The organism is Microbacterium sp. PMB16 (genome assembly GCF_051294855.1).
Taxonomy (GTDB): domain Bacteria; phylum Actinomycetota; class Actinomycetes; order Actinomycetales; family Microbacteriaceae; genus Microbacterium.
Window position 1 is genome coordinate 1,945,854 of sequence record NZ_CP145908.1, and the last position, 12,971, is coordinate 1,958,824.

Annotated in this window: 8 protein-coding genes; all 8 read left to right on the plus strand. The window is 68.4% G+C overall.

What is annotated here, in order from left to right:
• Positions 1-55: 55 nt before the first annotated feature.
• Positions 56-1,009, plus strand: a complete 954-nt coding sequence (locus V5D55_RS09275; protein WP_435749116.1) for a glycosyltransferase family 2 protein — start codon at positions 56-58, stop codon at positions 1,007-1,009.
• Positions 1,000-1,719: a CDP-alcohol phosphatidyltransferase family protein gene (locus V5D55_RS09280; RefSeq protein WP_435749117.1), complete on the plus strand. Its 720-nt coding sequence runs from the start codon at positions 1,000-1,002 to the stop codon at positions 1,717-1,719. The genes V5D55_RS09275 and V5D55_RS09280 overlap by 10 nt, the downstream gene beginning before the upstream one ends.
• On the plus strand, positions 1,716-2,333 hold the full coding sequence (locus V5D55_RS09285; protein ID WP_435749118.1) for a hypothetical protein: 618 nt from the start codon (positions 1,716-1,718) through the stop codon (positions 2,331-2,333). The genes V5D55_RS09280 and V5D55_RS09285 overlap by 4 nt, the downstream gene beginning before the upstream one ends.
• Positions 2,334-2,512: 179 nt before the next feature.
• On the plus strand, positions 2,513-3,064 hold the full coding sequence (locus tag V5D55_RS09290; protein WP_435749119.1) for a hypothetical protein: 552 nt from the start codon (positions 2,513-2,515) through the stop codon (positions 3,062-3,064).
• A gap of 86 nt (positions 3,065-3,150) precedes the next feature.
• Positions 3,151-7,839 carry a PKD domain-containing protein gene (locus V5D55_RS09295; protein ID WP_435749120.1) on the plus strand — a complete coding sequence of 1,563 codons (4,689 nt, stop codon included), beginning with the start codon at positions 3,151-3,153 and terminating at the stop codon, positions 7,837-7,839.
• 175 nt (positions 7,840-8,014) lie between these two features.
• Positions 8,015-10,150: a discoidin domain-containing protein gene (locus tag V5D55_RS09300; protein ID WP_435749121.1), complete on the plus strand. Its 2,136-nt coding sequence runs from the start codon at positions 8,015-8,017 to the stop codon at positions 10,148-10,150.
• 26 nt (positions 10,151-10,176) lie between these two features.
• Positions 10,177-11,487 carry a hypothetical protein gene (locus tag V5D55_RS09305; RefSeq protein WP_435749122.1) on the plus strand — a complete coding sequence of 437 codons (1,311 nt, stop codon included), beginning with the start codon at positions 10,177-10,179 and terminating at the stop codon, positions 11,485-11,487.
• A 55-nt stretch (positions 11,488-11,542) separates the two neighbouring features.
• Complete coding sequence (locus V5D55_RS09310; protein ID WP_435749123.1) at positions 11,543-12,895, plus strand: polysaccharide biosynthesis tyrosine autokinase; 1,353 nt, start codon at positions 11,543-11,545, stop codon at positions 12,893-12,895.
• Positions 12,896-12,971 lie beyond the last annotated feature (76 nt).

Here is a 12,971-nt window from a genome sequence, read left to right on the forward strand (position 1 = left end):
GAATTCGACCGGCGACCCGAGCCGATCCGCGATACGGATCCGGGGGGAGGATCGCGTGCCCATCGTGCACGGACGGCTTGCTGTCGTCGTCGTCAACTACGCCTCCGCGGGTCTCCTGGAGCGCAACCTCGTTGCCGTCGCCCGCGAGGCGCGGGCGATCACCCCCGGCGTCTCGGTCATCGTCGTCGACAACTGGTCGGGCGCCGAGTCGCGGCGCGCAGCGCAGGACGTCGCCCGCGCGAACGACTGGGTGCTGATCGAACCGGAGGAGAACTCCGGGTTCGGCGGCGGTGTGAACATCGGAGTGACGCGTGCCCTGGCCGACGGGGCGACCGACGTCCTGATCATCAACCCCGACGCGCACATCGACCGCGACTCGTTGCGCGCCCTCGCAGCCGTCACGACCGCCTCGCGCACCACGCTCGCCTCGCCCGTCATCGAGGATTCGGACGGCCGCACCTGGTTCGCCGGGATCGACCTCATCCTCGACGACGGCACGATGCGCTCGCGCCGCAAGCGGGCCGAGGGGGATGGCAGGGCTTTCGAGCCGTGGCTGAGCGGCGCCTGCCTCTGGATCACCCGCGAGGTGTGGGAGCTCTCCGGCGGCTTCGACGACGACTACTTCCTCTATTGGGAGGATGTGGACTTCTCGCGGCGAGTGGTCGCAGCGGGCGGCACGCTCGCACTCGTCGAGGAAGCACGCGCCGTACACGACGAGGGCGGCACCCAGCGTGCCGAACCCCAGCTCGCCCGCGCGAAATCCGAGGGTTACTACTACTACAACATCCGCAACCGGATGCTGTTCGCCGTACGCCACCTCGACGAGGACTCCGTGCGGCGATGGCGTCGAGCGATCCCGCGCACGGCCCGTGAAGTGATTCTCCGCGGTGGGCGCCGACAGCTGCTCCAGTCGGTCGCCCCGTTCCGCGCGTATCTTCGCGGGGTGCGGGAGGCGCGACGGATCGCGCGGACGCGGGGGACGGACCAGAAGGGCAGGACATGGTCGTAGAGGCATATCGCCGTCTCGCACAGGCGCAGAAGGGGCACGCGAGGGGCGCGCCCGCATACTCCGTCTACGTCAACCGACGGATCGGCCGGGTGATGGCGGCCGTCGCCTACCGCGCAGGGCTGACACCGAACCAGGTGTCGATCATCAGCGCCGTGCACTCGTTCGTCGCGATCGGACTCATCGCCTTCGGCCCGGTCGAGGTGTGGATGGGCATCCTGATCGCGCTGCTGCTCGTGCTCGGCTACGCGTGGGACTCGGCCGACGGACAGGTCGCGCGCCTGCGCGGCGGCGGCAGCCCGCAGGGGGAGTGGCTCGATCATTTCATCGACACGCTGAAGATCGCCTCGCTCCATCTCGCGGTGCTGGTCGGGCTCTACCGTGTCCTTCCCGAGACGCCCGCCCTGCTGTTGATCCCCATCGTGTTCAGCATCGTCGCAACGACGACCTTCTCGGGGATGCTGCTCAACGACCTGCTCAAGGGCAAGCACGCCGTGGCCTCGACGCACGAGCGCGGCGGAGGCACGCTGGTGCGTTCGCTCGTGCTGCTGCCGACCGACTTCGGTCTCGTGTGCCTGGTGTTCGTGCTCTGGGGATGGACCCCCGCGTTCCTCGTCGGCTATGGAGCTCTCTGCGTCGCCGCAGTGCTCTTCCTCGCGCTCGCCGCGGTGAAGTGGTTCCGTGAAATCGGAAAGCTCGGAGTGGCCGCATGACCGGTGAGAGCATCCTGGTGGTCTGTGCCGCCAACGTCTGCAGGTCGCCGCTGGCCGAGCTCGCCCTCCGGCGGGGACTCGGCTCCGGCTCGACGATCACCGTGAGCAGCGCGGGCGTGCGAGCCAGCGCGGGCGACCCGATCTGCACGCTGGTCGCGTCTCTCCACGACGACGATGACTGGACCGCGCAGGCGAAGGCGCACACCGCGAGGGAGGTCACCGCGGAGCTCATCGAGCAGTCGACCATCGTGCTGGCCGCGTCGCGGGAGATCCGCGGAGAGCTCGTGCGTCTCGCCCCGCGCTCGCGGGACTGGATGTTCACGATCAAGGAAGCCGCGCATCTGGGCGCGGGATTCTCCTCGACCGCGAGTGACCGTGTCGTCGAGTACGTCGCGCATCTCGACCGCGCCCGCTCGCGTGCCGTGCCCCTGGCCGCTCCCGGAGACATCGGGAGCCGGGTCCGTCGCCTGCTCGGAGGTCGGACCTCCGTCGACCCCACGAGCATCGCCGATCGGCACGGCAGCCGCGGACACCGAGAGACCGTCACCGAGGTTCAGACATCGATCGACACGATCCTCGCCCAGCTCACCGGACACCGCCGGCACGCATCCTGATCTGACCCTTGTGATCTCGCACCTCGCGCACTAGTATTAGCCGACGCCGCGTTCTGCGTGGTTGAGGGGAACCAAAGTCGAGGGGGCTTTGGGATCTGGGGTCTGAGTTCTGGGGAGCTGCAGTGTTCAGCGTTTCATCATGCCGTTCTGGTGACGGCTTTTCGCGCACGGGGAAAGCGATGTTCATCGCGCCCCTCATCGCGCTCGCTCTCGTGACGGCGGGCTGCACGTCGGCGCCCGACGCGTCCGAGACACCTGCGCCCGAAGCATCCAGCACCACGGATTGGACGCCGCCGGCCGACGAAGAGGCCGACGGCCCCACCGAGGCGCCCGTGCTGACAGAGGAGAACGCCGCGCTCGACGCGCCGATCACCCTCTCCACCGAGATGGTCGTCTCGATCGACAAGATCTCGACCACCACGATCAAGCCCGAGACGCCCGGCGAATTCGCCGGACCGGCTGTCGTGGTCACCGTGTCCGTGGTCAATGACTCGAAGCGGGCGCAGAGCATCGATTCCGCGGTCATCAGCCTCGTCACCGACGACGGCGATGTCGGAGTCGGCACCACGGCCGGTCCGAACTCACCGCTGAGCGGCGAGCTGGCTGCCGGAGCCACCGCGGAGGGCACCTACGTCTTCATGCTCGACCCCGCGAAGGGCCGTTCAGTGAAGATCAGCGTCAACTACGCCGCCGGAGAACCGGTCGCGACCTTCGCCGGTCAGATCTCCTGACTGACGCAGTTTCGCTTTTCACGCACTTTCGCTTTTCACGCACTTTCACAATCGAAGAAGAACATCTGGGGACTGGGGAGTCACTAATGGGGTACACGAAGACCTGGAAGCGGGCACGCACCGTGCTCGCGACCGTCGTGACGGGCGCATTGCTCGTCGCAGGAATGACCACGCTCGGGGCGCAAGCCGCGGTCGCCGCGGATGTCCCGCAGCCGCCGCCGCTGCTGCAGCGAGATGACGACGTCGTCACCTCGGATCCGATCCCGACGGTGCAGATCGACAACGGCTACGTCTGGGCGCAGACCACGATCGGGTCGACGGTCTACGCCGTGGGCAAGTTCGACAACGCCAGGGCACCGCTCGCGACGCCGGGCACGAGCCTGACCGCGCGCTCCAACGTTCTCGCGTACAACATCAACACCGGGCAGCTGCTGCCCTTCGCTCCGCTGGTGAACGGCGTCATCAAGGCCGTCGCGGCCTCGCCCGACGGCAGCCGCATCTACATCGGAGGCACGTTCAACTCCGTCAACGGACAGACCCGCTGGAACTTCGCCGCGCTCGATGCGACGACCGGTCAGCTCGTCTCCGGGTTCAACCCGTCGATCGGCGGCACCGGCGTCTACGCGCTCGCGACCTCCGGCTCGAGCGTCTACGCGGGCGGCCTCTTCACGCAGGGCAACGGCACCGCGCGCAAGAACCTCGCGGGCTTCAACGCGGCCAACGGTGCACTGCTTCCGTGGGCGCCGCAGACCGACCTCCAGGTCGACGCGATGGTCATGGACCCTGCGGGTCAGAATGTCATCGCCGCCGGCCGCTTCTCGCAGGTGAACGGCGACACCACCATGCGCGGCACCGTCGCGCTGGACAAGGGGACCGGCGCGGTCGACACCGCCTGGGCACTCCCGCAGACCGTCAAGAACGGCTCGAGCACGGGCGGCAACTCGGGCAAGGCCGGCATCTTCGGCCTCGCGGCCGATGCCAACGCCGTCTACGGAACCGGCTGGGTGTACGCCGATGCCGCGACCGGCAACCTCGAGGGCACGTTCTCCGCGGAAGCCGGTACCGGACAGGTCCGCTGGATCTCCGACTGCCTCGGCGACCACTACGGCGTCTACTCCACGGGCAAGGTCGTGTACACGACGAGCCACACGCACGCCTGCAGCACGCAGGGCATGCACCCCGAGCAGAACCCGCGCACGCACCGCTACTCCGAGGCCTACACGGCCGACGCCCGCGGAACCCTGGGCAACCAGCCCGCAGCGGGTGGCACGTACAAGAACTGGGTCGGCACGCCGGCACCTTCGGCCTACGCCTGGACGCCCGACTGGGCCGTCGGCGTGACGACGGGCATGGGGCAGGCCGGACTCTCCATCACCGGTGCGGGCAACATGATCTCCATCGGCGGCGAGTTCCGCTCAGTCAACAACGGACGCTTCGAGGGCCTCGTGCGCTTCTCGACCGCCCCGCCGGCCGGCGCCAAGGACGGTCCCCGTCTCTCGGGCGCGAACTGGGTGCCGAACGCGCAGTCGTTCATCCCCGGCCGCGCGCGGGTCTCGATCCCGACCAACTGGGACCGCGATGACCTGACGCTGACCTACGAGCTCCGCCGCACCGGCACGACCGCTCCCGTCGCCACGGCGACGGCCAACGGCACGTGGTGGAACCGCGCGGCCTCGGTCAAGCTCGAAGACAAGAACGCGGCTCCCGGCTCGGAGCAGCAGTACACGGTCGTCGCCAAGGACGGCAACGGCAACACGGTGAGCAGCCAGACCGTCAGCGTGACGATCGCGGCGGGCGCAGCATCCTCGTACGTCGATGCGGTCACCGCAGACGGCCCCGAGCTGTACTACCCGCTCGGCACCGCGCCTCAGGACTGGTCCGGCGCGAACGCGCCGGTGTTCGGATCCGGAGTCTCCACGACGTCGTCCGGCGTCCAGAACACGGCCACGGGCGCGTCGAACTTCAGCGGGACGTCGACGGGACGGGTGGCAACCACCAACCGCGTCGAGGTGACGAAGGCGTTCGCGACGGAACTCTGGTTCAAGACGACGACCAACAGGGGCGGCAAGCTCCTGGGTTACGGCTCCTCCGCGAGCGGCGACTCCGGCAGCTACGACCGCCACCTCTACATGGCGAACAACGGGCGCCTGGTCTTCGGTACGTACAACGGCACCACGCAGACGATCCAGAGTCCCACCGCGCTCAACGACAACTCGTGGCACCACGCCGTGGGAACGCAGAGCGCCGACGGCATGAAGCTCTACATCGACGGCGACCTGGTCGCGACGGCCGCGGGTGCGGTCGATGCGCAGGACTACCTGGGTTACTGGCGCATCGGTGGTGACAACATCGGCGGTTGGCCCTCGGGACCGACCTCCAGCTACTTCAGCGGAGCGATCGACGAGGTCGCCGTGTACCCGTTCGCGCTGACCGCCGCACAGGTGCAGACGCACTACGGCATCGGCATGGGCTTCCAGGCACCGACTGCGGCGTTCACCGCGACCGCCACCGGTCTCGACGTGGACTTCGACGCGAGCACCTCTGCTCCGGCAGGGTCCGCGACCATCACGGGCTATCAGTGGGACTTCGGTGACGACTCGGCGACGGCGACCGGCCAGACCGTGTCGCACGAGTACGAGACGACGGGCACCTACACCGCCCGGCTCACCGTGACCGACAACCACGGTCTCGCGGCGACCATCGAGAAGCAGGTCGTGGTGCAGGCGCCGAACGTGGCTCCGACGGCATCGTTCACGATCGCAGCGACCGGTCTGTCCGTCGCGGTCGATGCTTCGGCATCGGCGGACTCGGACGGCACGATCGCCTCGTTCGCCTGGAACTGGGGTGACGGCACGACCTCCACCGGTCAGGTCGCCGACCATGTCTACGCGACGCCGGGTACCCGCACGGTGACGCTCACCGTCACCGACGATCGCAGCGGCACGGCCTCGACCACGCGTCAGGCCGTCACCACGCACGCCGACCCGGTCGCGGCCTTCACCTCGACCTCGTCCGGTCTGCGCCTCGACGTCTCCGGCGCCGGCTCGAGCGCCTCCGACGGTGCGACGCTCAGCTACGCGTGGAACTGGGGCGACGGAACGCCCGCAGGCTCAGGAGCCACCGCGAGCCACACCTACGCACAGGCAGGTTCGTACGATGTCACCCTCACGGTGACCGACACCCTCGGTGGCGTCGACACGGAAGCGAAGTCCGTGGCCGTGCAGGCCGTGGTGTTCGCCGCATCCGACTCGTTCGGCCGCGTCGTCTCGAGCGGTTGGGGCGCGGCTGACCTCGGCGGCACCTGGGCGCCGATGAGCGGTTCGGCCGCCGTCACCTCCGTCGCAGACGGAGTGGGCAAGGTCAACCTCGCACCGGGTGAGACGCGCGAGATGCTCCTGCAGGGCACGTCCCTGCGCGACACCGCCGGGCGGATCACGTACACGCTGACCTCCGGTCCGTCGACGGGCGTCGCCTACGAAGGCCTCGGCTCGCGCCGCTCCGGCGCGAACGGCTACCGTGCGCTGGCCTGGCACAAGGCCGACGGCACCGTGTGGCTTGTCATCCACCGCAACGGAACGGCCATCGCCAGCACCGCTGTCGCCGGCCTGACCTGGACGGCGGGAAGCACGTTCAACCTGGCGATGGAAACCACGGGCGCTCCGACCACGACGATCCGCGCGAAGCTGTGGGCCGGCGGGGCGACGGAGCCGGCCAACTGGCAGCTCTCGACGACGGATGCGACAGCGGCTCTCCAGGTCGCCGGGCCGTCCACCGTCTTCTCCTACCGCGCCGGCAGCGCGACGGGCACCAACCCGGCGAGCTTCGACGACTTCACCCTGAAGAACCTGACGCCCGGCGCACCGGACCCCGATCCCGAGCCCGCGAACGTCGCCCCGACGGCATCGTTCACGGCCGCGACGACCAACCTGACGGTCAACGTCAACGGCGGAGCGTCGACGGATTCGGATGGCACCATCGCCTCGTACGCCTGGAACTTCGGTGACGGATCGAGCGGCACCGGAGCGACGGCCTCGCGCACCTATGCCGCGGCCGGCACCTACACGGTCACCCTGACCGTGACCGACAACAAGGGCGCGACGCACGCGACGTCGAAGCCGGTGACCGTGACCGCGGCACCGGTGGACCCGGACCCCGAGCCCGCCGCGCTGGCGAGCGACGAGTTCGAGCGCACGTCCGGTCCGGGTTGGGGTTCGGCGGTCACCGGTGGCGCCTGGACCATCGCTGGCGGCTCCCAGGCGGCGGCCACGGTCGCCGACGGTCAGGGCAAGATGTCGCTGATCGCTGGCGACACGCGTCACGCCACCCTCAACACCACGTCGATCGCCGACGCGGTGCTGCAGACCACGTTCCGCGTGGACCAGGCTCCTGCTGCGGGCGGCGCCTACATCGGTGTCATCGCTCGCAACTCGGCGGCCGGCAAGTATCTGGTCCGTGCATGGCTCCGTCCTGATGGCACGATCTGGCTGGTCGCGCACCGTGACGGCACGGTGCTCGCCACCCAGGCCGTGTCGGGACTCGCCTTCGCGGCGAACACCTCCTACACGCTGAAGGTCTCGGTCACCGGAACGTCGTCTGCGGCGATCTCGGCGAAGATCTGGGCTGCGGGAGCGACGGAGCCGGCCAACTGGCAGCTCAACACGACCGACGCCGCACCGTTGGGTGCGGGCTCGGTGGGGCTGAGCGGCAACCGGTCGGGAAGCGCGACGGCGACGCTCGGCGTCTCGTTCGACTCCTTCCGCGTCACGGCTCCGTAAGCCGGCACTGACGACCTGGCCACTGCGGCGATCATCCGATCGCCGCAGTGGCCAGGTCGCGTTAACGGGCGGACGGACTGGTGTGAAGGTCGGGCCGCTAACCTCAGGGAGGAATGCGTGGGGCGTTCCATGCCGCCTTCGTCGCGGCAGAAGTCTGGGGACTGGGGAGTTCGCAATGGGGAACAAGACCGTGCTGCGTGCGCGCAGAATCTTCGCGTCGATCGCGACCGTCGCGCTTCTGGTCGGCGGTCTGACCGCGCTGAGTGCACAGAGCGCGGTGGCAGCGGTACCGCCGCCACCCCCGCTGCTGCAGCGGGACGGCACTGTCGTCACCTCGGATCCGATCCCGACGGTGCAGATCGACAACGGCTACGTCTGGGCGCAGACCACGATCGGGTCGACGGTCTACGCGGTCGGCAAGTTCGACAACGCCAGAGAGCCGCTCGCCGCGCCGGGCACGAGCCTGACAGCACGATCGAACGTCCTGGCATACGACATCACCACCGGGCAGCTGCTGCCTTTCGCTCCGCTGGTGAACGGCGTCATCAAGGCCGTCGCCGCGTCTCCTGACGGCAGCCGCATCTACATCGGCGGATCGTTCAACTCGGTGAACGGCAAGGACCGGTGGAACTTCGCTGCGCTCGATGCGAAGACCGGCCAGCTCGTCTCCGGGTTCGTCCCGTCGATCGGCGGCACCGGTGTCTACGCGATCGCCGCGGCAGGCGCGAACGTGTACGTCGGCGGTCTGTTCACGCAGGGCAACGGCACCGCACGCAAGAACCTCGCCGCCTTCACGGCTGCGAATGGAGCACTGCTTCCGTGGGCGCCGCAGACCGACCTCCAGGTCGACGCGATGGTCATGGACCCTGCGGGTCAGAACGTCATCGCCGCCGGCCGCTTCTCCCAGGTGAACGGGAACGCGTCGCTGCGTGGCGCAGCAGCGCTGGACAAGTCGACGGGTGCGCCGGACGCGTCCTGGGCGCTCACCAAGACCGTCACCAACGGGTCGAACTCGGGCGAAAGCGCTGGCAGATCGGGCATCTTCGGGCTCGCGACCGATACGACCGGGATCTACGGCACGGGCTGGGGCTTCGGCGGAATCAGTGCGAACAATCTCGAGGGCACCTTCGCCGCCGAGGCGGGAACTGGCAAGGTGCGCTGGATCGCGGACTGCCTGGGCGACCACTACGGCGTCTACTCCACGGGCAAAGTCGTCTACACCACCAGCCACACCCATGCGTGCGACACCGTGGGAATGCAGCCCGAGCAGTCTCCTCGCGTGCACCGCTATTCCGAAGCGTTCACGACGGATGCCCGCGGCGTCCTCGGCACGCAGCGCGCCGACCCGAATCGCTACCGGAACTGGGCTGGCACACCCGCGCCATCGGCGTATGCGTGGACTCCTGATTGGACCGTCGGAACCAAGACAGGGCTGGGGCAGGCGGGGCTGTCGATCACGGGCACCGGCACCATGATCTCCATCGGCGGCGAGTTCGGCACCGTCAACAACAAACGGTTCGAGGGGCTCGTGCGCTTCTCGACGACGCCTCCGGGCGGAGCGAAGGACGGCCCGCGACTTTCCGGTGCGAAATGGGTTCCGACGGCCGCTTCTGACCTCCCCGGGCAGGCGAAGGTCACGATCCCCGCGAACTGGGACCGCGACGATCTGACGCTGACCTACGAGTTGTACCGCCACGGCACGGCCACGCCCGTCGCGACGGCGAAGGTCGACGGCACGTGGTGGAACCGCCCCGCGGTGACCCTCGAGGACAGAACCGCGGATGCCACGGCGCCCCAGTACACGGTCGTGGCGAAGGATGGAGACGGAAATACCGCGGTGAGTCAGGCCGTGAGCGCGAAGGTCGCGGCTGCTCCTGGTCTGCTCCTCGATCGTGCGGGGTGGAAGGCGACGGCAGACAGCCAGGACAGTCGGACGCCGGCCGCCTTCGCCATCGACGGTGCGGCCTCGACGATCTGGCACTCTGCGTACACCGGCGGCATCGCGCCACTGCCGCATTCGCTCACGCTCGACCTCGGATCCGCGAAGGCCATCGCAGCGCTCGCGTACACGCCCCGTCAGGACGGTGACACCAACGGCATCATCTCCACCTATCAGGTGATGGTGTCGGCGGACGGGAAGACCTGGGGGAAGCCGATCGCCTCGGGAACCTTCGCTGGTTCTTCAGCCACGCGGCTGGTATCTCTGCCACGAACGACGACGCGCTACGTGCGCCTGGTCGCGACCGGATCCGCCAACGGGCTCGGCTATACGTCGGCCGCGGAGATCAACCTCTACGCACCGAGAAACTGAGCCCGACTCCGGTAAACTCCTGACGTATGGGCACTGCCGTTCCGATCGTGCTGCTCGCGGTCGGTGGTATCGCTGCGGCGGCCATCGCCGTCTTCGGTCTGCGGTTGATGCCGCGGGCGGCATTCGTCGCGTGGTCGATCGTGCTCTTCTTCGTCCCGCTCTGGGTCGGCGTCAATGTGAGCTTCTACTGGGCGGCGATCACGCTGCTCACCGCGCTGCTGATCGTCGTCAACTGGTCGATCGTGCCGCTGCGGGCCGCCGACGCCTGGGTCGCGGCATTCGTGATCGTCATCGCCGGGCTGTTCGCCTTCCGGTCCGTCGATCTCGCCTCGCTGGTCGCCTCGCTGCTCGAATGGGTGATCCCGTACATCTGGGGTCGGGTCGTGCTCGCCAGGGTCGGCGTCGCATGGGTGACCACGACGATCTCGGTGGTAGCCATCATCGCCGCGTTCTTGGCCATCGTCGAGTTCTTCACGTCGTTCAACCCGTTCGTGCTCATCCCGGGCTCCGGAGTCGTGCACGAGACCTGGAGCCCGCTGCAGGAGCGCGGAGGCGTGCTCCGAGTGGAGGGCGCGTTCGGTCATTCGATCGCCCTGGGTGCCGCCCTGGCGATGTCGTCGGCGTTCGTCGTCGCGACCCGGTGGCGGCTGCTTCCGAAGATCGGCGGGGTGGTGCTCATCGCGGTCGCGACGGTGCTCACGTTCAGTCGAGCCGGCCTCATCACCCTCGCGCTCACCCTCGTGCTGTCGACGTTCCTGATCGTCGGGGTATCGACGAGGTTCCGTGTGACGGTCGCCGCCGCCGGGCTCATCGGCACGGCCATCGTCATCCCCATCATCGACTCCGTGTTCGGTGCCGCGGGTGACGAAGCGGGCGGCAGCGCCGACTACCGGACCGACCTCCTCGTGCTCCTGGAGCAGGTGCAGCTCTTCGGCAACCCCGGCGACTGGTACTCGCTGGTCTCGGGTGACTACTACCTCGGCTACTTCGCGCGCTCGGTCGACAACGCCCTCGTGCTCACTCTTCTCCGCTATGGGTACGTGCCGACGCTCCTCATCATGGCCGCCATCGTCTGCGCCGCGGTGATGACCGTGCGCCGCTCGACGCGGAGTCCGGCATCGATCGCCGTCGTCGGTCAGCTGCCGAGCCTCTTCGTGGTGGCGCTGATCACGCAGTACAGCATGTTCCTCTGGTTCTGTGTCGGCCTCGCCATCACCTGGGCGAGGGATGCTGACATCGGGGGGCACGCGGCCGACGAGCGGACAGACGAACTGCTCGGCTCGCCGGACGCGATCCGAGACGCCGTGGACGCACGTCCGCCTCGTCCACACCGATGAGGGTGCCGTAGTGCGCACTCCTCTAGAATCGAAGTCTCAGGGGGAACGGGGAGTCATGGGCGAGAGCCGGGTCAGTCTGCGCGTCATCGCCAGCTCGTTGCGCAAGTTCTGGTGGCTGATCGTGCTCTGCGCCGTGGTCGGTGCCGGAGGCTCCTACGGCTACGCCTCGCTGCAGACTCCGCAGTTCCAGGCGACGACGTCGCTCTACTTCGCCCTGAATCAGGGAACGAGCGCCTCGGATCTCAACCAGGGATCGGCGTACACGCAGAGCCAGATGCTGTCTTTCGCTCAGCTCGTCACGAGCTCGCGCGTGCTCGACCCGGTGATCGACGAACTCGACCTCGACACCACTCCGCGTGCGCTCGCACGATCGATCGAGGTGTCGATCCCGCAGGACACCGTCACGCTGCGCGTCACGGGAATCGCCGAAGATGCCGAGGGGGCCGCCGACCTCGCGAACGTGGTCGCCGCCCAGCTCATCCTCGTCGTGAAGGACGTCGCTCCGAAGGATCCGCAGGGCGAATCCACCATCACGGCGGAGATCATCGACGATGCCGTCCCGCCGGAGTTCCAGTTCACCCCGAGCAAGCCGCGCGATGCTCTCCTCGGAGGCTTCCTCGGCGGAGTCCTCGGCCTGGCGCTCGCCGTGCTCGTCGGGGTGCTCGACACGCGTGTGCGCAATGAGGAGACGCTCGCCCAATCCGGCGGCGACCCGGTGCTCGGCGTCGTCTCCAAGGCGCCGTTGCTCGCAAGCCGTGGGATCGCCGTGTCCCAGGAGCCGCTCGGGCACACGTCGGAGGAGTTCCGCCGCATTCGCTCGGCGCTGGCGTACGCGAACGTCAGTTCTCAGGTGAAGGTCTTGCTGGTGACGTCCGGGATGCCGGCGGAAGGCAAGTCGACGGTGTCGGTGAACCTCGCCATGACCTTGGCCGGCCTCCGCAATTCCGTACTGCTCATCGACGCCGACATGCGCCGACCGCGCGCGCACGAGCACGCGGGCATCGACGGATCGATCGGACTGACGAGCGTGCTGTTGGACGAGGTCGACTTCGAGGTCGCCAAGCACAGCGTCGCCGACAGCACGCTCGACATCCTCCCTGCCGGCACGGTCCCCCCGAATCCAGCCGAGCTGCTGACCTCCTCCCGGATGGCGCAGCTGCTCGACTTCGCCGCTGCCGAGTACGACTACGTCGTGATCGACTCACCGCCCACGCTCAGCGTCGCCGACGCGAACCTCTTCGCGACCCAGACCGACGGTGTGATCCTCGTCGTCGACGCGACGAAGACCCGCCGCGCCGCGTTGACGAAGAGCATCAAGTCGCTTGAATCGGGTGGGGCGCGCATCCTCGGTACCGTGCTGAACCGGGCTCGCCCGGACCGGCATCGCAGCGAGTACTACAGCGACTGAGTCGGGGTCCCGCCGCCCACGTGAAGTGCCGCTCACATGACCGGCATATCGGTGGAGGGGGTCTCGGAAGTTGTCT

Bases quoted from the DNA above. Each gene is read 5' to 3' on its own strand.
- V5D55_RS09280 (WP_435749117.1), top strand. From the start codon at position 1,000: ATGGTCGTAGAGGCATATCGCCGTCTCGCACAGGCGCAGAAGGGGCAC.
- V5D55_RS09290 (WP_435749119.1), top strand. From the start codon at position 2,513: ATGTTCATCGCGCCCCTCATCGCGCTCGCTCTCGTGACGGCGGGCTGC.
- V5D55_RS09295 (WP_435749120.1), top strand. From the start codon at position 3,151: ATGGGGTACACGAAGACCTGGAAGCGGGCACGCACCGTGCTCGCGACC.
- V5D55_RS09305 (WP_435749122.1), top strand. From the start codon at position 10,177: ATGGGCACTGCCGTTCCGATCGTGCTGCTCGCGGTCGGTGGTATCGCT.
- V5D55_RS09310 (WP_435749123.1), top strand. From the start codon at position 11,543: ATGGGCGAGAGCCGGGTCAGTCTGCGCGTCATCGCCAGCTCGTTGCGC.
- V5D55_RS09285 (WP_435749118.1), top strand. From the start codon at position 1,716: ATGACCGGTGAGAGCATCCTGGTGGTCTGTGCCGCCAACGTCTGCAGG.
- V5D55_RS09300 (WP_435749121.1), top strand. From the start codon at position 8,015: ATGGGGAACAAGACCGTGCTGCGTGCGCGCAGAATCTTCGCGTCGATC.